21 protein-coding genes are annotated in these 17,709 nt (G+C 61.0%); 12 read left to right on the top strand and 9 right to left on the bottom strand.

Annotation, left to right across the window (positions count from 1 at the left end):
- Window positions 1-186: 186 nt before the first annotated feature.
- Complete coding sequence (locus tag EOB49_RS10910) at window positions 187-3,309, top strand: CheR family methyltransferase (protein ID WP_127380966.1); 3,123 nt, start codon at window positions 187-189, stop codon at window positions 3,307-3,309.
- The gene (locus EOB49_RS10915) at window positions 3,306-3,686 is read left to right on the top strand and encodes a response regulator (RefSeq protein ID WP_127321138.1); all 381 of its coding nucleotides are present in this window, start codon (window positions 3,306-3,308) and stop codon (window positions 3,684-3,686) included. Before EOB49_RS10910 ends, EOB49_RS10915 begins: the two co-directional genes overlap by 4 nt.
- A gap of 427 nt (window positions 3,687-4,113) precedes the next feature.
- On the opposite strand, the gene EOB49_RS10920 is transcribed toward EOB49_RS10915, so the two are convergent.
- Together EOB49_RS10920 and EOB49_RS10925 are read right to left on the bottom strand one after the other, a co-directional pair.
- The gene (locus EOB49_RS10920) at window positions 4,114-5,292 is read right to left on the bottom strand and encodes a zinc-dependent alcohol dehydrogenase (protein WP_127380967.1); all 1,179 of its coding nucleotides are present in this window, start codon (window positions 5,290-5,292) and stop codon (window positions 4,114-4,116) included.
- Between the two features lie 74 nt (window positions 5,293-5,366).
- Entirely contained in the window at window positions 5,367-6,152 is a 786-nt protein-coding gene (locus EOB49_RS10925) for an SDR family NAD(P)-dependent oxidoreductase (protein ID WP_127380968.1), read from the bottom strand.
- Between the two features lie 332 nt (window positions 6,153-6,484).
- On the opposite strand from EOB49_RS10925, the gene EOB49_RS10930 reads away from it, so the two are divergent.
- From EOB49_RS10930 to EOB49_RS10965, 8 genes are all read left to right on the top strand, one after another.
- Entirely contained in the window at window positions 6,485-6,751 is a 267-nt protein-coding gene (locus EOB49_RS10930) for a hypothetical protein (RefSeq protein ID WP_027036323.1), read from the top strand.
- Complete coding sequence (locus tag EOB49_RS10935; protein ID WP_127380969.1) at window positions 6,748-6,966, top strand: hypothetical protein; 219 nt, start codon at window positions 6,748-6,750, stop codon at window positions 6,964-6,966. The genes EOB49_RS10930 and EOB49_RS10935 overlap by 4 nt, the downstream gene beginning before the upstream one ends.
- A 4-nt stretch (window positions 6,967-6,970) precedes the next feature.
- Window positions 6,971-7,189 carry a hypothetical protein gene (locus EOB49_RS10940; protein ID WP_013533184.1) on the top strand — a complete coding sequence of 73 codons (219 nt, stop codon included), beginning with the start codon at window positions 6,971-6,973 and terminating at the stop codon, window positions 7,187-7,189.
- 83 nt (window positions 7,190-7,272) lie between these two features.
- A complete protein-coding gene (locus EOB49_RS10945) occupies window positions 7,273-7,503 on the top strand; it encodes a hypothetical protein (RefSeq protein WP_031212583.1) in 231 nt (76 codons plus the stop codon).
- 157 nt (window positions 7,504-7,660) lie between these two features.
- Window positions 7,661-8,116, top strand: a complete 456-nt coding sequence (locus tag EOB49_RS10950) for a hypothetical protein (protein WP_127380970.1) — start codon at window positions 7,661-7,663, stop codon at window positions 8,114-8,116.
- Window positions 8,113-9,333, top strand: a complete 1,221-nt coding sequence (locus EOB49_RS10955; protein ID WP_127380971.1) for a divalent metal cation transporter — start codon at window positions 8,113-8,115, stop codon at window positions 9,331-9,333. The genes EOB49_RS10950 and EOB49_RS10955 overlap by 4 nt, the downstream gene beginning before the upstream one ends.
- Window positions 9,333-9,692: a hypothetical protein gene (locus EOB49_RS10960; RefSeq protein ID WP_127322794.1), complete on the top strand. Its 360-nt coding sequence runs from the start codon at window positions 9,333-9,335 to the stop codon at window positions 9,690-9,692. Before EOB49_RS10955 ends, EOB49_RS10960 begins: the two co-directional genes overlap by 1 nt.
- A gap of 2 nt (window positions 9,693-9,694) precedes the next feature.
- Complete coding sequence (locus tag EOB49_RS10965) at window positions 9,695-10,027, top strand: hypothetical protein (protein WP_127292269.1); 333 nt, start codon at window positions 9,695-9,697, stop codon at window positions 10,025-10,027.
- Window positions 10,028-10,056: 29 nt separating this feature from the next.
- On the opposite strand, the gene EOB49_RS10970 is transcribed toward EOB49_RS10965, so the two are convergent.
- The 3 genes from EOB49_RS10970 to EOB49_RS10980 all read right to left on the bottom strand — a co-directional run bounded on the left by EOB49_RS10970 (window position 10,057) and on the right by EOB49_RS10980 (window position 11,289).
- Complete coding sequence (locus tag EOB49_RS10970) at window positions 10,057-10,383, bottom strand: hypothetical protein (RefSeq protein ID WP_127322793.1); 327 nt, start codon at window positions 10,381-10,383, stop codon at window positions 10,057-10,059.
- Window positions 10,384-10,452: 69 nt separating this feature from the next.
- A complete protein-coding gene (locus EOB49_RS10975) occupies window positions 10,453-10,707 on the bottom strand; it encodes a DUF982 domain-containing protein (RefSeq protein ID WP_127268255.1) in 255 nt (84 codons plus the stop codon).
- Between the two features lie 150 nt (window positions 10,708-10,857).
- Complete coding sequence (locus tag EOB49_RS10980) at window positions 10,858-11,289, bottom strand: GNAT family N-acetyltransferase (protein ID WP_127268259.1); 432 nt, start codon at window positions 11,287-11,289, stop codon at window positions 10,858-10,860.
- Between the two features lie 234 nt (window positions 11,290-11,523).
- On the opposite strand from EOB49_RS10980, the gene EOB49_RS10985 reads away from it, so the two are divergent.
- Window positions 11,524-11,721: a hypothetical protein gene (locus EOB49_RS10985; RefSeq protein ID WP_127268256.1), complete on the top strand. Its 198-nt coding sequence runs from the start codon at window positions 11,524-11,526 to the stop codon at window positions 11,719-11,721.
- 135 nt (window positions 11,722-11,856) lie between these two features.
- Here the strand turns inward: EOB49_RS10985 and EOB49_RS10990 are convergent, their stop codons facing one another.
- Window positions 11,857-12,375, bottom strand: a complete 519-nt coding sequence (locus EOB49_RS10990; RefSeq protein WP_127268257.1) for a ferritin-like domain-containing protein — start codon at window positions 12,373-12,375, stop codon at window positions 11,857-11,859.
- Between the two features lie 419 nt (window positions 12,376-12,794).
- Here EOB49_RS10990 and EOB49_RS10995 point away from each other — a divergent pair, with 419 nt between their 5' ends.
- Window positions 12,795-14,357 carry a GMC family oxidoreductase N-terminal domain-containing protein gene (locus tag EOB49_RS10995; protein ID WP_127380972.1) on the top strand — a complete coding sequence of 521 codons (1,563 nt, stop codon included), beginning with the start codon at window positions 12,795-12,797 and terminating at the stop codon, window positions 14,355-14,357.
- A gap of 42 nt (window positions 14,358-14,399) precedes the next feature.
- Here EOB49_RS10995 and EOB49_RS11000 read toward each other — a convergent pair whose 3' ends face one another.
- The 3 genes from EOB49_RS11000 to EOB49_RS11010 are packed head-to-tail and all read right to left on the bottom strand — an operon-like array spanning window position 14,400 to window position 17,703.
- The gene (locus tag EOB49_RS11000) at window positions 14,400-15,926 is read right to left on the bottom strand and encodes an aldehyde dehydrogenase family protein (protein ID WP_127276290.1); all 1,527 of its coding nucleotides are present in this window, start codon (window positions 15,924-15,926) and stop codon (window positions 14,400-14,402) included.
- Entirely contained in the window at window positions 15,926-16,732 is an 807-nt protein-coding gene (locus tag EOB49_RS11005) for a creatininase family protein (RefSeq protein WP_127323041.1), read from the bottom strand. The genes EOB49_RS11000 and EOB49_RS11005 overlap by 1 nt, the downstream gene beginning before the upstream one ends.
- Window positions 16,729-17,703 carry an ABC transporter permease gene (locus EOB49_RS11010; protein WP_127380973.1) on the bottom strand — a complete coding sequence of 325 codons (975 nt, stop codon included), beginning with the start codon at window positions 17,701-17,703 and terminating at the stop codon, window positions 16,729-16,731. The genes EOB49_RS11005 and EOB49_RS11010 overlap by 4 nt, the downstream gene beginning before the upstream one ends.
- Window positions 17,704-17,709: the final 6 nt, after the last annotated feature.

Here is a 17,709-nt window from a genome sequence, read left to right on the forward strand (position 1 = left end):
TCCTGATACCACCGGCGTCGGGAGTTTTATGTCAGCAGATCGTTTTGCCATTGAACCACCATTGATATCGGGTTCAACGTCATCCCTGACGTCTTGTTCCATCCGTCTTGCGCGCTATATGGTTGTGTCCTGTTCGATCCGGCCTTGAGGAGACTTCATGTCGGGTCGGCGAAAGGGGGACATGCCGTGACTGCCCGATCGACTAGATTTCCCATCGTGGGCATAGGCGCGTCCGCGGGCGGCATTCCCGCGATGGAGGGCCTTTTCAAGGGCGTGACCGGCCAGCCCGGCATGGCGTTCGTCATCATCACGCATCTCAGCCCCAACAGGGAGAGTCTGTTGCATGAGGTTGTCAGCCGCTACACCGAGATGCCTGTTTCGGTGGTCGAGGATGGCACGATGGTTCAACCTGACCACGTCTATGTGATGCCGCAAAACGTGACATTGGCCATTGAATCGGGGGTGCTGCACCTGCGTCGGCCCAATGGGCTTACCCAGGAGCGCAAGCCCATCGATATCTTCTTCAGCGCACTGGGTGAAGACCAGGGCGAATATGCCGTCGGCGTTATCCTGTCGGGCGGTGATTCCGATGGAACCCTGGGCGCCAAGGCCATCAAGGAGCGGGGCGGGTTTATCGTCGCGCAAGCGCCGGACGGCTACGGGCCGCGCAATCCCGACATGCCGCAGAGCGCTATTGCCAGTGGGCTCGTCGATGTCGCAGTGACTGCCGAGGAGATCGGGGCGAAGCTGGAGGCTTTCGCCCGCGGCTTCGACACGCTGGACGGGTTGGCGGAAGACGATGGCGATGAAACGCCCGACATCGACAAGGTGCGAGAACAAATCTACGCCATTCTGCGCAGCCACTCCGGCCATGACTTCTCGGGCTATAAGACCAAGACGTTCCTGCGTCGCGTGAAGCGACGCATGCAGATCGCCCAGGTCCATTCCATCAGCGGTTATATAGACTGGCTGAAGAAGGATGCTCGCGAGGTGATGAACCTTTTTCGCGATCTGCTGATCAACGTCACCAACTTCTTTCGCGACCCCGATGCCTTCGAGTTGCTCGAGCGAAATATCATACCGCAGCTGTTCGAAGGCAAGACCGCCAGCGACACCGTCAGGGTCTGGGTCCCCGGATGCGCCACGGGCGAGGAGGTATTCTCCATCGGCATCCTGCTGCGCGAACACATGGAGAAGCTTACGGTCGTTCCGCGCGTCCAGATATTTGCCACCGACATAGACGAGCCTGCGCTGGCGGTGGCCCGGGCGGCACGCTATCCCGAAGCCTTGCTGCAAGGGCTTTCACCCGAACGCCGACAGCGGTTCTTCAACGGCGACGGAGAGAGCTATGTCATTAGCAACGAGATACGGGAACTGTGCATCTTCTCGCCGCACAGCGTCATTCGCGATCCGCCTTTCTCGCGCATGGACCTGGTCTCCTGCCGCAATCTGCTGATCTATTTCGGCCCGAGCATCCAGAGCCGTGTAATCCCTGTCTTCCACTATGCATTGAAGCCCGGCGGTTACCTGTTCCTCGGCACCTCCGAAAGCGTCGGGCAGCACGACAATCTGTTTGCCACTGTCGACAAGAAACATCGCATTTTCCAGGCGCGGGAGCATGCCTCACCGCACATCAGACTGCCGGCCCTGATCGGAGAAAGCCATTCCAGCGTCTTTCCATCCGAAAGCGCCGGCTCGAAGAAGGGACTTGTCGGCTATCCCCTGCGGCAGGCAGTCGAGGCGCAGGTGCTGGAACGGTTCGCGCCGCCGCATGTCCTGGTCAACGCCGAGGGCGATGTCGTCTATTATTCGGCCAGGACCGGCAGATATCTCGAAGCGCCACAAGGGATTCCCAGCCGGCAGTTGCTGACGATGGCTAGGCGTGGGCTGCGGCTGGACCTCCGCGCCGCGTTGCGGGAAGCGACGACGACGCGCCGCACAGTGGTGCGGGAAAACCTCATCGTGGAGGAAGACGACGAACGGGTCCAGCCGATCAGGCTGACGATCGAACCGCTCGCCGAACGTGGCAATAGCGAGCCGCTTTATCTCGTCCTGTTCGAACCGTCGGGGCCGACCCAGGCCCCCTCAGAGGAAGATGGCGGCGGCCGCGACAGCGACAGCGACAGCGACAGCACCGCCGATCTCGAGCGGGAACTACGCGACACCAGAGAGCGCCTGCAATCGACGATCGAGGAGTACGAGACCGCGCTGGAGGAGGTGAAATCGTCGAACGAGGAACTCGTCTCCGTCAATGAGGAGGCGCAATCCACCAACGAGGAACTCGAAGCCTCGAAGGAGGAGATGCAGTCGCTCAACGAGGAGCTCAACACGATCAACGCCGAGTTGACGGCCAAGATAGAAGAGCTCGACCACGCCAACGGCGACCTGCGCAACCTGTTCGAAAGCACCGACATCGCGACCATTTTCCTCGACCGCAGCCTTGTGGTGCGAACCTTCACGCCGGCGGCGTCATCCTTCTTCAGCCTGCGCCCCTCCGATGTCGGCCGGCCGCTGACGGATCTGTCGAGCCAACTCGACTACCCCGAGTTGAAGCAGCACATCGACAAGGTGTTCGAGACGGGCGAGGTCCTGAATCACCATCTGGCACGCGATGCCAGGGGTCTGTTTCACATGGTCCGCATCAATCCCTATCGCGACAAGGGCAACAGGATCCAGGGCGTGGTGGTGACACTTGTCGATGTCACCACTCTGGCACAGGCAGAAGAGCATCAGCAGGTGCTCATCTCGGAACTCAACCACCGGGTCAAGAACATGCTTGCGGTGATCGCCAGCATTGCAAGCCGCACGCGGGAAAGTTCTGATACGAAGGAGGAGTTCGCGGATGCGCTGATCGGTCGCCTGCATGCCATGTCGCGGGCCTACGGCCTGCTGACCCGGGAGAGATGGAAGGAAGCCTCGGTCAAGGAATTGCTCCAGCAGGAGCTCGAACCATTCGGCATCGAGCGGATCGAACTCGATGGCGAGGATGTCAAGCTAGGTCCGCAACAGGGGCTTTCCATGAGTATGGCCATTCATGAACTGGCCACCAACGCGGCCAAGTACGGCGCTTTGTCAAAAACCGATGGCAAGGTCAGTGTGCAATGGTCGATCGAGGACGACAGTTTCACATTTGGCTGGCGAGAAAAGGACGGCCCTCTTGTCAAGGCGCCGTTGGAGAACGGTTTTGGGCTGACTCTGCTGCAGGGAGAAATCGGTTACAGGCTCGGCGGCAATGTCGAGACCGCGTTCCACAAGGACGGCCTCAGCGTCCAGATCGCGTTTCCAGCAAACCACAAGGAGGCGCCGTGAGCGACGACAGGCCACGCGTTCTGGTGGTCGAGGACGAATGGCTGATCGCCGAAGACATCGCGTCACGCCTGCGTGCGGCGGGTTATCCGGTGATCGGCCCGGTCTCGTCGGTCGCCGCGGCTCGTCAGCTTATCGATGCAGGCAAAGCCGACGTGGCGCTGCTGGACATTCAATTGAACGGTGAAACAAGTCTGCCCGTGGCCGAAACATTGCTGGCTCGCGGCATCCCATTCGCCTTCATGACCGGATTTGGGCCGCGCGACGTTCCCACACCCTTCCGAAACTGCAAATTCGTGCCGAAGCCGGCAGGCGACGCTGCACTTCTCAACACCCTGGCGGACCTGGCATCGCTTCGTCCCGACAAACACTCGTTATGAATTCAAGAGGCCGGTTTCGATCAGTCCAGGGGCTTGTCCGTCGGCCTAGGCGTGGTGCTCGCCTGACGCGGCCGCCCCGCGGTTCGATTGGCAACCGGATTGTCCAGCGGCGGGGCCGATGGCCGGGACGTGCCGGCGGTTTTCGGCGTCAGCGGCTTAGCACCGGCATCCGTGTCACTGGCGTCCCGTCTCGGGTGCGGCAGAGCATCGGCGTTTGGTGACCGGACGCTGGGTTTCGATGTGGAATTCTCATTGCTCATGGCGATAGCTTCCTTCGCAGCGGGCGGGCACGATAGTCTCGTCGCCCTGAGTTTATTCTGCGGGTCAACCACCGCCACGGTCGAAAGTTCCAGGTTCCTCGTCGGCGTCGGTGCTATCCTTGGCGGGGAATCCGCGCAAGGTGGACCCCGCGCAAGATGCCGACATCTCAGCCATGCGGTCGCATTACCACCTTGATGCAGCCATCCTGCTTGTCACGGAACGTCTTGTAGAGGTCTGGTCCCGCTTCGAGGTCTGCCCGGTGCGTGATCACGAAGGAGGGATCGATGTCGCCCTTCTGGACCATGGCCAGGAGCGGTTCGAGATAGCGTTGCGTGTGCGTCTGACCCATCCGGAAGGTCAGTCCTTTGTTCATGGCGGCGCCGAACGGAATATGATCGACGAGGCCGATATAGACGCCGGGGACCGAGATGGTGCCGCCTTTGCGGCACGAGTAGATTGCTTCGCGCAATACATGCGGCCTATCGGTGCCGAGATAGACGGCAGCCTTGACCTTGTCGAGCATGGAGTCGGCACTGGCGCCGGGATCCGACTCGGTCCCGACACAGTCTATGCAGCGATCCGGACCGCGGCCATCGGTCATCGCCATCAAAGCGTCGTAGATATCGGAATTGCTGAAGTCGAGCGTCTCGGCCTTGCCGTGCTCGCGAGCCATCGCCAGCCGCTCCGGAATCTTGTCAATGGCGATGACACGGCCGGCGCCGAGCATCCATGCGCTCTGGATGGCGAACTGACCAACCGGACCGCAACCCCAGATGGCGACGGTATCACCTGGCTCGATGCCGGCGTTTTCGGCCGCCATATAGCCGGTTGGAAAGATGTCGGAGAGAAACAGCACCTGTTCGTCGTCCATTCCGTCCGGCACCTTGATCGGACCGACATCGGCGAAGGGCACGCGCAGATATTCTGCCTGTCCGCCCCAATAGCCGCCGACCAGATGCGAATAGCCGAACAGGCCAGCCGGGGATTGTCCCATCACTTCGGCAGCCTGTTTGGCATTGGGATTGGACCTGTCGCAAAGCGAGAACAGCCCCTTCTGGCAAAACCAGCATTCACCGCATGAGATGTTGAAAGGCACCACGATGCGGTCGCCTTTTCTAAATTTCGAATGGCCGCTTCCGACTTCGACGACCTCGCCCATCGTCTCGTGTCCGAGCACATCTCCAGATTCCATGGTCGGCATATATCCGTTCATCAGATGCAGGTCCGAGCCGCATATGGCGCAACAGGTGACTTTGATGATGACGTCGCGATCATCCTCGATGCCGGGGTCAGCCACCTGATCGCATCGAATGTCGCCTTTGCCGTGCCACGTGAGCGCTTTCATGATGGTGCTCCTGCTTGGAGAAGGTCGGCAGAAGACCCTGCCGGACTTTTTTTGGTTTGCTTGAAGGCCGAAGGTCAGTCTTTGGACGCCGAAACCGGCTCGGCCATCTTGCGGTGCTGTTCGGCCAGCGTGCCTGCCGGCGTCACATGCGCTGCGGCGACCTGCAGCTTGTTCTTCCAACCGCTGATGATTTGTTCCTCACCGTCCATCATCGCCTCGTAGCCGGCCTCGGCGACATCGGCGGGATTGTCCTTCTCGTCGGTGCCGACCTTGGTATCCATCATTTCGGCGCGTTCGAAGAACCGCGTCTTCGTTGCCCCGGGCATCAGCACGGTGACTGTGACTCCTGTGTCCCGCAATTCATGACGCAGTGCGATCGAAAAGGAATCGATGAAAGCCTTGGTACCGTTGTAGACCGCCTGGAAAGTGCCGGGCATGAAACCAGCGATCGATCCTGTGAAGAGGATGCGGCCTCGGCCGCGGCGTGCCATCCTGGCTCCGAGTTGATGCGCGAGATAGACGGTCCCGGTGATGTTGGTGTCGATGATGCGGCGGACTTTTTTCCAATCCTGATCGACGAAACCACGGCCGAGCCCACGTCCGGCATTCAGGAACAACAGGTCGACATCGCGATCGCCGATCCCGGCGATCAAACGATCGACACCTTCCTCGGTCGCCAGATCGGCCTCGATGGCTTCGACAGTCACACCATGCGAACCGAGCGCCTCGGCGGCCTGCCGGATCGCAGGTTCGTCAGCGGCTATGATCAGATGGTAGCCGTCCCTTGCGCACAGTTTGGCAAGTTCCTTCCCAATGCCGCTTGAGGCGCCCGTCACCACGGCCAACTTTTCATTCGTCATCACGTCCTCCGAACTCGCTTCGGCCGAACCACTGTCGGGGCTGATTGTTCCGTGCGGTTTGATGCGCGGCCGTATGCGGGCCGTGACAACGATTTGTCCTTGAACAGCGGCGCGTGGAGAGGTGGAACAACTCAGGTCTACGCGAGTTCGACATCCGTGCAGCGTCGTTGCTCCCCCTTGTTGATGCTGCACGATCGGGTCCCCTCAGCCTGATCCAGCCCGCGCGTCCCTGCTCGGAAGCGCGGGCTTTCCCGTGAGTTCGGCTGTCATGTTTTTAAGTTCTGGTGGGAACAATGTACCCGTTTGGCAGTTCGGCGCGCAGGAGGAACAAAATGCAATACGCCGAAGAAATCGCGCTCAGGCGCGTAAAGATGCTGGTCGAACAATATGTTGTCGCCAGGAGCAGGAGATATGATTTCGTCTCGACGGAACTTGCCTGCAAGGCCATTCGCCAGGTCGTACGAAGCCCGATCGAAGACGCCGAACTGGACCATTTGCTGGCTAGAAGCGCGGTCAAACAAGGGCTCTCGGTGCGGTTCGACCGGATAGGTCATTGGCAGGCGGCTTCGCCCGGACTCAGCCAGGAGAAATCAGCATGAGGGCAGTGCTTTTGATGTCGGCGGCATTGCTCGCCTTGGCGGGGTGCAACGACAATGCCGATCCAGTCAAGTCCAAGACGGATACTACGAACAGCCAGCCGGTCGACAAGAATCCCACGACGGACACCAACCCAACACCGCAGACCAGCACCGGCGGCGACCAGCAAGGTACGCAGCCAACCCAGCCGGCATCTCCCAAGCCAAGTGGTGGCTAGGCCTATGGAGCGGCGCAACGCAATAATCTCGCTGGTGATAGCGGCGGTCATCATTGTCGGTTTCGTCGTCGGCTTTTTCTACGTCGATATGGGCTGGCAGACCTCGCCGCTGAAACGCGCGCCGGAGCAGAACCAGGGCGGCAATGCCCCCGCGGATACCGCCCCGGCTGCCGGCGTCCAGAAAAATCCCAGGGAAAACACGGAAATGCCGGGGCAACAGTGATCGACGGCCGGCAGCAACAGGCGAGGCGGCGTCGCGGTGACGGTGCCGAAGTGAGTTCGATACAGCACGGATCTGGAGTGTGGATGATGGGCATCCTTTCCGACCTCGACAAGAAACTGACGGACAATATGTACGAGCATGGCAGCGAATTCACTGATGCGGTTTCGGATCTGCCCGAAGCAGTCGTTGAAGCGGTCGAACGGCTGATGTTTTTCATCCAGCCCGACGCGCGCGACACAGTCAGAACTCAGGTTCTCGGCCTCATTCACGAATACAGAATCCAAGACGCTCCGAACGGGGATCGCCCTGCCTGACCTTCAGCTTACGCTGATGCGGCAATTGAAACCGATCGGGACCTGGCTCGCCGCCGCGTGCTCCGGATCGGCGGGCGCGGTCGTTGACGGACCCGACGAGTGCTCTAGATCAGATTTACGCCGGCCACGGTTTTGTTGGGTCGGGGGAGACTATTCGGTGGCGCACCAAACGCCTGATTTGATCGTTAGACGCCGCTATCTCAGGCTCGACTGCTTGTGCTTGCTGTTGCTGATGTTGTCGGCATGCTCATCTTCCGATCAGATCGAGCAGCAATCACGAACTGCGGCCTCCGCATCGCAGACTGTATTGATGGCGCTGGACGCCTGGGCGGCAGGGGCGGCGCCGACCGCATACACGGCGGGTACGCTGCAATCGATCGGCAAGACGCTTGCCGATGCCGGGGAGCAAATCCGGTCCGCCGAAACCAGTGAACCCGCCGAGCAAGCTTCGCTGACGAAGGCAGTCAACGATTTGTCGGTCGCGGTGGCACGTGCAGAGGCCGGATTGCAGGCGGGCGACCGGCCGGAAGTCCAAGATGCGCAACAGGATCTACGGCTGGCGTCGCGTTCGCTCGCTACCGCCTACGCCAAATATTTCGCGCCGAAGCCATGAAGAAGCTCATGGAAATATCCCTCGGCGTCGTCACCAGCGTCGGCGGCTTCCTCGAAGTTGGGTCCATGGCGACGGCGGCGCAGGCAGGCGCGATGTTTGGCTTCCAGTTGATCTGGGCGGTGGTGCTCGGCACCATCTGCATCATCTTCCTTGTCGAAATGTCCGGCCGGTTCGCGGCCGTGAGCCATCACACGATCTCCGACGGCATCCGCGAGAGATTCGGCTTCAATGTCTTTCTATGGCCGTTGCTTGCCGCCCTGCTGGTCAATTTCCTGGTGCTGTCCGCCGAGATCGGCGGCGTCGCCATTGCACTCGAATTTGCCACCGGCATAGGCTTCCAGTGGTGGGCACTGCCGGTGGCTCTGCTGGCGTGGCTGCTGCTTTGGAAAGGCACGTTCGGCTTCATCGAGAAGGGCGTATCTATTCTCGGTCTGGTGACGCTGTGTTTCGTCGTCGGAGCGGTGATGCTGAGACCCGATTGGACGGCAGTCGCAAGGGGCGCCGTGCCTTCGCTGCCGGTCCACGATGCCGCCAATTACTGGTTCATGGCGGTCAGCATTCTCGGCGCCTCGATATCGCCCTACCTCTTCATGTTCTATTCCTCGGGGGCCATCGAGGACCGGTGGGACAAAAGCTATCTCGGAGCCAATCGGGCCATAGCGGGATTGGGCATGACTTTCGGGGGGACCATCTCGATCGGCGTGTTGATCGTGGCCGCTCTCGTGCTCGCCACGCATGGCGTCACCCAAGTGGATGACTATCACCAATTGCCGTTGATGCTGATACCTATATTCGGCTTCTGGGGCTTCGTGCTGTTTGTTGTCTCCCTCGCCATTGCCTGCTTCGGTGCCGCACTAGAGGTCGGGTTGCAACAGGCCTATCTTGTGGCCCAGGGTTTCGGCTGGAATTGGGGCGAGGATCGCAAGCCGCGCGACGATCCGGGTTTCAGCGCCACCTACACGATATCATTGCTTTTGGCGGCTATTCCCATCGCGCTTGGTCTCGATCCGCTGAGGCTCACCATCTTCTCCATGGCGCTGACGGCAGCCAGCCTGCCGCTGACGGTCGTCCCATTCCTGTTTCTGCTGAACGACAAACGTTATGTCGGCGAGCATCGCAATGGCATTTTGTCGAATGCCGCCGTCATCTTCATCATCGCGCTCGGCTTCGTACTGGCGGTGGTGACCATCCCGCTGCAGATATTCGGAGGCACATGATGAAGTTGCTGCGTGATCTCCTCGACAAGCAGGTGGTCGACCGCGAGCAGATCAAGATCGGCAAGGTCGACGGGCTGGTGGCGGAGTTACGGCCTGGCAAGCCGCCTCGGATCATTGCCATCGAGCTCGGCTCCATCACCCTGGCACGTCGCCTCGGCGCACGGCCTGGGCGGTGGATGGCGCGGCTCGCGGTCAAGCTGGGTGGCAAGCAGCATGGCGAGCCCCATCGGATCGCCTGGCACAAGGTAAAAGATATCGGCATCGATATCGAGTTCGACATCCATGTGCGAGAAACGTCGATCTTCGCCTGGCAGGACTGGTTGCGCGACCATGTCATCGGGCGCATTCCGGGAGCTTGATGATGACCACCGTCAATCTTGAGCATCTGGCTGGGCGACGCGTACTCTCGCAGCGCGGCAAGAATGTCGGCTATATCGAGGAGATCCACGCCGAACGGGATGGTGACGATTTCGTCGTCACCGAATTCCATGTCGGGGTCTACGCCGCTTTCGAGCGCCTCTCAGCCTCGGCCATAGGCGTGGCAGTGCTGGATCTTTTCCGATTGCGCCGCCGCGACGGTCTATATCGCATCCCTTGGAACAAGCTCGACATTTCCGATCCCGCGCGACCGCGGCTGCTGTGCCCAATGACCGAACTCTCGGGCATGAAGGGCGCACCAGACCTCCAGGAATAGGCCGTGGTGCCGCATCGTCGGGATCATTCTCAGCGCAGCATGCCTGCCGTCAGGAAAACCACGGCTGCTATCAAAACGACAGCTGCAATTACCAACACCGGCCAGTTGCCGCCGGGCCGCAGTTCCGGCTCGCCTTCGACCGGGCGCATGGCATTGGCAAAGCTGGCATCGTTTTCGAATTTTGGGCGAGTGCGCGGCGGACTTGTCCCAGCGACCGGATTTTGCGTGTCCGCAGCCTCGGCGTCTGTCTCAAGCGGGGCAATGGCGGGATCGAACCCCGGCGTTTTGTCCTGCGTTGCTCCTGCCTGAACTTCGCTTCTGGCCGCGGCAGGCGTGGGACTTGAAACCTTGATCATGATTTCTCCCTTTCGAACCAATCTCGGCAGAGTCGCACTTGCAGGCACCGGCGAGGCGACCCACCACGGTCAGACTTGCTCGCTCAGCAGAATCTTGGCGTCCTTGGCCGCAACGATGAACGCCTGTCGTGCGGTCCTTGTAGGCTTTTCGCCTCGCATGACGGCAAGGCACGCTCTGATCGCGGCAAGACGCCTCTCGGATGTCGGCTTTGGCCAGTCCCGCAGCAGCACTTCGGCTGCGTCCGACACCGAAACCACAACCCTGTCGCGGTCTATCCGGCCAGGTTGAATGATAATCGGCTTTCTGAAATGTCCAGTACGCACATGCCTCTCCAGCGGGATGCACTCTATTCGACACGTCGCTGCAAGACTGCGCGTCGCGACGCGTTTAACTCCGCACTCGTCGATTTGTTCCAGAGCATCTGGCGTTTGAAACAACTAGCCGATGGCCATCCGTGCGCCCTGTCCCAAGACTTACAGCAGATCTTTCCGAAGGAAGACTCGGGCATGTCCAGGGATCCCGAATTCGACTTTGCCGAATTCCTCGAACCCGTGCTGCATGTAGAATAGCGGCGCCTGGAAACTGCTCGTCTCCACGACGGCCTTCTTGCAGCCCCGCCGGATGGCTTCTTCCTCGATCGTCGTGAGAAGTTGTGAGCCAAAGGATTGGCCACGCAACTGCTCAGGCAGGAAGAACATGTCGAGAAACAGGAGCCCAAGCTCCGTCCTGCCCCAAAGCCCGCCCCAGGTCTTTCCTGACTGGTCGCGAAGCTCCGCTCCGATATCAGCTCGGTCGTCGATCCCGGTCTGTGCGATGTTGTATTGATAGAGCGCTGCGGCGGCCTGCGCTCTTTCATCGTCGCTATAGGTCAAAGTGGTTGTAAATCTCTCGGATCGGAATGACATGCATTTTCCTCCTGGTGGGCACAGGCATGAGATCCGCCGGCAACGTCGGTCACGGCCAAGATGAACTCGTTGCCAACGCCAGAAATAAATCCGGCATCCATCTCGGGCGCCTTCGAACGCCGTGGGCTTCGTCTGATGGTCTTCACAAAATATTACGTGAGGGAACGTTCGCGCCTAACTCGTCTTAGGCAATCGAGGCGGTTGTCGCCTCGCGGATTGCGAAGGAGAAGAACAATGCCTAATCAAGGTGGTAGCCACGAACAGCACGTGAAGGCAGGCCAGCAGAGCCACAAGAACGCCGACAACAAAAACCGTCAGCAACAGCAGGCCTCTGGTGGTGGTCAACGGCAGCAGGGCGATGGATCCGGCATGCGTGGTGGAACCCACGAACAGCATGTGAAAGCTGGCGAACAAAGCCACAAAAACCGCTGATCGCGTGTGATTTCAGCAGACCCGCCCCGAAGTATCGGGGTGGGTTTGATTGCATCTGAAGGGTACCGACGAAGAGGGCGCGAGGCCGGGTCGCGAAGTCGCCCGGCGGCTTGGCGCCGGGGCGACGACGCCCAGTCAGGCAGCTTGCTGCAGGGCGCGCTCATTGACACCGCCTTCGCCCAGCCCGGAAAGCGCTTCGTCCGTCGCGACCTCCTCTTTCAATGTCTCGTTGAGGAGCTTGACCACGTCGCTCTTGCCAAGCTGTTCAGCCCACGCGACCAACGTGCCATAGCGCGCGATTTCATAGTGCTCGACGGCCTGTGCCGCGCCGACCAGTCCTGCATCCAGCGCCGGGTCACCCTTGTATTCGTCGAGAATTTCCGACCCTTCCTCAAGAATGCCGTCGATCGCCGGACAGGTCTTGCCGCGGGCCGGTTTGTCCATAAGTTCGAACACTTGCTCGAGCCGATCGACCTGGCCTTCGGTTTCCATGCGATGTTTCTCAAAGGCCGCGGCCACCTCCTCGGATTCGGCGCCCTTTGCCATCTTCGGCAAGGCTTTGAGTATCTTCTTTTCAGCGTAGTAAATGTCCTTCAGCCCATCGAGGAACAAAGCCTCCAGTCCTTTTGTCGTCGCTCTTTTTGCAGTCGCCATGATTTGTCTCCCTTGGATTGTCATGAAAGCTCACCGGCGGTGTAGCCATGGACTAACTTTCCATGGAAGCAGTTGTTCCCTGGGCGCGACTCGGAAGGGGCAGCACGCCAAATACCGCTTTTGTCGAGAGCCGATCGCTATCAAAAGGCGATGGACGATGACGGTGTGAGAATCGCCGGCAGTGACGGAGAGCACCGGGGTTCGTCGCGCCATATGGAGTAGATGGGAGTTCATATACGAAATCATATTTACATATAAAACAAATCATGATGATCTTGCAGTCGTGCAGCGCGGCTAAGGTGGTTGGTTCCGGCGTACATCGCTGAGCCTGAATGCCAGCAGATGATCGTGCGCGCATGAAATCAACATGATGTCGCGGTCGAGTCAGCCGTGCATTGATCGGATGTAGGGAGTGCGGCATGCCCTTTGATGTCATCGTTATCGGAGCCGGCGCAGCCGGAGCTGTTCTTGCTGCCCGGCTAACCGAAGATGCTGCCACGAACGTGCTTTTGCTGGAAGCGGGGCCGGACTACCGGAGCGGCGAGCAACCTGCCGAGATGGCGAGCCCAAATCCCTTCAACCTGCTTCTTCCCGACCATTTTCAGCAACAATACATGTATCCCGACCTGATGGCTCGTCGCACGAAGCGGCAGGAACACCGGGTCTACTGGCGCGGCAAGGGGCTTGGCGGTTCGACGGCCGTCAATGGGCAGATTGCCATTCGCGGTGTGCTCCATGCATTCGACCGCTGGGAGGAAATCGGATGCAAGGGCTGGTCGGGAGCCGACGTGCTGCCCTTCTTCTGCCGCCTGGAGGATGACCCGATCGCGGCCAATTTTCACGGCAGCGGCGGCCCGATTCCGATCTACCGCGCGCCTGTCGAAAGCTGGGGCAGCGTCGACAAGGCCATGCGCCAAAGCGCGATGGCTCTCGGCCATCCCTGGCATGACGATCTCAATGCTCCGGATGCCGAAGGGGCTTGCACCTATCCCATCAACAGTCGAGCCGGCAAGCGCGTGTCGGTCAATGACGGCTATCTGGAAGCTGCCCGCGACCGGCCGAACCTTACCATCATCGGGCAGGCGACGGTGGACAAGGTGCTTTTCGATGGCAGGAAAGCGATCGGCGTTTTGGCCATCGTGGCCGGGCTAGTTCGCAAATTCGAGGCGCCGCTGGTCATCGTCTCGGCCGGCGCCATCCACTCTCCGGTCATCCTGCAGCGCTCGGGCATCGGTCCTGCGGCTCTCTTGAAACGAAAGGACATCGAGGTGCTTGCCGACCTGCCGGTCGGCGAAGGTTTCTTCGACCATCCTTATTGCCGCATCGAACTGAAGCTGAAGCCGGGATTCAAGGCGACCGATGTCGACGCGCGGCATACCAACTGCTGTGTGCGGATGAGTTCGGGCGTGCCGGGCGCTGAGCGCGACGACATTCTCTACGTTGCCATGAACCATGGCGGCATCGGCGTGGAGTCCGACAGCGCCCAGTTCGGCGAGGCGATGGTCAATCTGATCCTGATGGAGGCCAAGAGCCGCGGCACCGTGCAACTGCGTTCCGCCAACCCTTTCGACCAGCCGCTCGTGGAAGAGAACATGCTGGACGATCCAATGGATCTCCAGCGCATGCGTATCGCCTATCGCCACCTTGGCGAGATTGCCCGGCAGGCGCCGATCCAGGCGATCGCCGAGCGCGTCCTGCTGGGGGATTCCGATCTGCCTTTGTCATGGCTCGAAACGGCAAGCGACGAGGAGGTCGACAATTTCCTGCTGGCGCAGTCTTCCGATGCGCAGCATGGGATCGGAGGCTGTTGCATGGGAAGGCCCGGCGAGGCCGTGGTCGATCCGGAATGCCGGGTCTACGGTTTGGAAGGACTGCGGGTTATCGATGCGTCGATCATGCCGCTCGATTGCCAGGCAAACACCAATCTCACCTCGATCATGATTGGCGAGAAAATGGCCGACAGCCTGCGCCGGTCCACCTGACAGCTCGAGGGCAAGCCCGCGCACAAGGCGCGGGCCTTGGAGTCAGCGGGTGATATCCACGGTAATCGTCTTCAAATCGCACATTTCCATCAGCGTGTGCCGGCCCCCGGTGCGGCCGAGGCCGCTCTGCGTCCCGGCGGCGCCGCCGGCAGGAATATGCGGCTCCCAATAACAGCTCATCTCGTTGATGTTGACGATGCCGACCTTCAGGCTTTCAGCAAAGGCAAAGGCGTTCTTGATGGTGCTGGTGAAGACCGCGGCCGACAGGCCGTAGGGGCTGGACGCCGCAAGTTCCATCGCCTCCTCGTCGGTCTCGAAGGTCAGCACTGGTGCGATCGGCCCGAAGGATTCCTCGACATTGAGCAGGCTTTCCCGGGTCAGTCCTGTGACGATCGACGGCTCGAAATAGAGATTGGTGGCAAAACCCGACGCCACATTGCCGCCGGTGACGATCTCGGCGCCACGCGCGCGGGCGTCCGCGATGTGGCTGAGCACCTTGTCGACGGCCACCGCATTGTTGATCGGACCCATCGTTGTCGCGGGATCGAAAGGGTCGCCCATTTTCACCTGCGCGGCCGCTTTCACGAGACCTTCGATGAAACGGTCATGGACGGATTTATGCACCAGCACGCGTTCGGTGGCCGTGCAGATCTGCCCGGCATTGGCAAAGCAGCCGGCCCCGACCTGGGCGGCGGCCATGTCGATATCGGCATCGGCCAGCACGATGGTCGGACCGTTGCCGCCCATTTCGAGCAGAAGCGGCTTGCCCGCTCCACGCCGGGCGATCGTCGCGCCTGTGACAGAACTGCCGGTGAAGCCGATGGCATGGGTGCCCGGATGAACGACCGCCTCGTCGCCCACCTCCGCACCGTCACCCAGAACGAGATTGATGGCGCCGTCCGGCAGGCCCGCCTCGATGAAGCATTCGACAAGTGCCGTGGCAATCAGCGACGTCGTCGGCGCCGGCACCCAGACGACGGTGTTGCCCGTTGCGATGGCCGGTCCGAGATAATAGAGGCAGGGCAGGGCGAGCGGGAAATTCCAAGGTGTGATGATGGCAAAGACACCCTTCGGCTGCAGGAAGCTGAAGGCGCGCTTGTTGGCATCGGCAAGCGGAAACGCCGCCGTCTCCAGCCACTTCATCTGCTCTGCCGCATTGCGGAAACCGAGAGCTGCCGCCGATGCTTCGGCCTTTGCTTCGCTGTGGAAGGGCTTGCCCTGTTCCAGGCAGAGCAGCCGTGCGAGCTCCTCGGCGCGCCTGTCGATCGCGTCGGCGATGCGCATGCACAGCTGAGCCCGCGCGAAGGTTCCCATCTTGCGCATGGCCTCGCGTGCGCCTTCGGCGGCTTTCACCGCGCGGCCGACATCGGCACGGGTGGAAAGCGAGAGATAGCCGAGATGCTCGCCCGTCGACGGACTGTCGATTTTCAGGAATTTGCCGGAGCTGCCGGCAATCCACTCGCCGCCGATGCGGTTGATGCCGATGCGGGCGGCTGCTTCCGGCTCCGAGACGATCGCCATGCCGCGCAGGTTGGGGCCTTCGAGAGAAGATTTGAAATGGACTGTCATCATGCGTTCCTTTGGCCGAATTCGGATTGGATGTTCAAAATGGCGGCGCGGCTGCGTTCCACGGCTGCGATGAAAAGTCTGCTGCCGGCCTCCGCGCTCGCCTCCGAGGGCGTACCGATGACGCCGTTGCCGCGGATGGCTTCGAAACGGCGCCAGACGGTGACGGCCGGCGCGGCGTAAAGGTGAGGATCCGGCCAGGATGGCGGGGTGCCGCCCGGCGGGATGAGATCGCGGCGAACGCTGTCGCCAAGCACATGCATCATCAACGACGTTTCAAGCGCACAAGCGTGACCGGTGCCTGTAGCGGCATCGGGCAGGGCCTCCGCCGCCAGGTCGGCGATGAGATCGAAATACGAGAAACCCGCCGTGACGATGCCACGCTTACCAAGGGTGGTGATCGCCACCTGGATGGCGGCGCGGTTTCCGCCATGCCCGTTCAGCATGACCGGCAGATAGCCGTCTTCGGCAAGGCAGGTGCAGAGATCGACGAGAACGGCGATGAAGGTCTGCGGGCTGAGGCTCATCGTGCCGGAGAAGGAGCGATGATGCTCGGACGAGCCATAGGCGAAAGGTTCGGCGACACGCATGGAAGCCTGTCCTTCCGCCGCGGCGAGCGCAACCGCTTCCGCAAGCCAGCAATCGACGCCGAGCGGCAGATGCGGGCCATGTTGCTCGACAGCGCCGAGCGGTAGAATGACGACGGGTTTATGCACGCCGGCTGTCGCGTGTCTTTCCGTATCCGGGGAGGTCATCAGCGCAAAGCTGGATCCAGGCGGGATCGGCAAGGCCGGAGCTGGCTCGTTCATCGTGCTGCCTCGACAAGCCGCGCCTTGGCGTAGGTCATGCCGGAATCGGCCAGGAGAGCGACCATGATGATTGCCCCCTTGTAGAGTTCGAGGCTGGACGGGTCCGTGCCGAACACCCGAAGCGCTGTCGTCAGCAGGCTGACGATCAGGGCGCCGACGACCGCGCCCCACACCGTTCCCCGTCCGCCAAAAATACTGGTGCCGCCGAGCACGGCAGCGGCGATCGCGTCCAGAAGCAGCGAGGTACCACCGATATTGGGCGTCACGACAGGCACCCGGCTGATCATGATCACAGCCGTCAGGAAGACGAAGATACTGGAGGCGCAATAGACGAGGATCGTGTGTTTCGTCACCGGGATGCCGGCAAGTTCCGCGGCCCCGGCATCCGACCCGAGCGCATAGGTACGCAGCCCGAAACGGCTGTGCCGCATCAGGATTGCTGCTACGGCGACGATCAGCAGTGTTGCGAAGATGACATTGGGAATGCCGAAGCTGCGCTCGATGCCGACCGCGCGAAGCGTCGGATCCTTCAGCATCAGGACGCCTTTGGAGGCAACCGCAAGCGTTGCGCCCTGCAGCGCGACCATTGTGGCCAGTGTCGTCACGAAGGGCGGTATCTTCAACAATGCGATAACGGCGCCGTTCGCGAGGCCGATCACCACCATCACGGCAAAGCCGACGAGCAGGGCAAGCGGCAGGCCGGCGCCGCCGTCGATCAGGCTGGCGATGAAGACGGCACAGAAGGCGACGCCGACGCCGGCGGACAGGTCGATGCCTGCCGTCAGCAGAACGATCAGGGCGCCCAGCGCCAGGATGGCGATCGGGGTCGCCTGAGCGACGATGTTGATGAGGCTGGCGGTTGAAACGATGCGGGCGTCGATGAGGGCGAAGATCGCCAGCAGGACGACCAGCAGGATCAACGGCGACAGGTCGAGAAAGCGCCTGCACCAGATGTTCTGTTGGCGGGTCATGAGGGT

It is taken from the genome of Mesorhizobium sp. M7A.F.Ca.MR.148.00.0.0, assembly GCF_003997735.1.
Lineage (GTDB): Bacteria > Pseudomonadota > Alphaproteobacteria > Rhizobiales > Rhizobiaceae > Mesorhizobium.

Coding starts and splice junctions, on each gene's coding strand:
- EOB49_RS10920 (WP_127380967.1), bottom strand. CDS start 5,292: ATGAAAGCGCTCACGTGGCACGGCAAAGGCGACATTCGATGCGATCAG.
- EOB49_RS10925 (WP_127380968.1), bottom strand. CDS start 6,152: ATGACGAATGAAAAGTTGGCCGTGGTGACGGGCGCCTCAAGCGGCATT.
- EOB49_RS10930 (WP_027036323.1), top strand. CDS start 6,485: ATGCAATACGCCGAAGAAATCGCGCTCAGGCGCGTAAAGATGCTGGTC.
- EOB49_RS10935 (WP_127380969.1), top strand. CDS start 6,748: ATGAGGGCAGTGCTTTTGATGTCGGCGGCATTGCTCGCCTTGGCGGGG.
- EOB49_RS10940 (WP_013533184.1), top strand. CDS start 6,971: ATGGAGCGGCGCAACGCAATAATCTCGCTGGTGATAGCGGCGGTCATC.
- EOB49_RS10945 (WP_031212583.1), top strand. CDS start 7,273: ATGATGGGCATCCTTTCCGACCTCGACAAGAAACTGACGGACAATATG.
- EOB49_RS10955 (WP_127380971.1), top strand. CDS start 8,113: ATGAAGAAGCTCATGGAAATATCCCTCGGCGTCGTCACCAGCGTCGGC.
- EOB49_RS10960 (WP_127322794.1), top strand. CDS start 9,333: ATGAAGTTGCTGCGTGATCTCCTCGACAAGCAGGTGGTCGACCGCGAG.
- EOB49_RS10965 (WP_127292269.1), top strand. CDS start 9,695: ATGACCACCGTCAATCTTGAGCATCTGGCTGGGCGACGCGTACTCTCG.
- EOB49_RS10970 (WP_127322793.1), bottom strand. CDS start 10,383: ATGATCAAGGTTTCAAGTCCCACGCCTGCCGCGGCCAGAAGCGAAGTT.
- EOB49_RS10980 (WP_127268259.1), bottom strand. CDS start 11,289: ATGTCATTCCGATCCGAGAGATTTACAACCACTTTGACCTATAGCGAC.
- EOB49_RS10985 (WP_127268256.1), top strand. CDS start 11,524: ATGCCTAATCAAGGTGGTAGCCACGAACAGCACGTGAAGGCAGGCCAG.
- EOB49_RS10990 (WP_127268257.1), bottom strand. CDS start 12,375: ATGGCGACTGCAAAAAGAGCGACGACAAAAGGACTGGAGGCTTTGTTC.
- EOB49_RS10995 (WP_127380972.1), top strand. CDS start 12,795: ATGCCCTTTGATGTCATCGTTATCGGAGCCGGCGCAGCCGGAGCTGTT.
- EOB49_RS11000 (WP_127276290.1), bottom strand. CDS start 15,926: ATGACAGTCCATTTCAAATCTTCTCTCGAAGGCCCCAACCTGCGCGGC.
- EOB49_RS11005 (WP_127323041.1), bottom strand. CDS start 16,732: ATGAACGAGCCAGCTCCGGCCTTGCCGATCCCGCCTGGATCCAGCTTT.
- EOB49_RS11010 (WP_127380973.1), bottom strand. CDS start 17,703: ATGACCCGCCAACAGAACATCTGGTGCAGGCGCTTTCTCGACCTGTCG.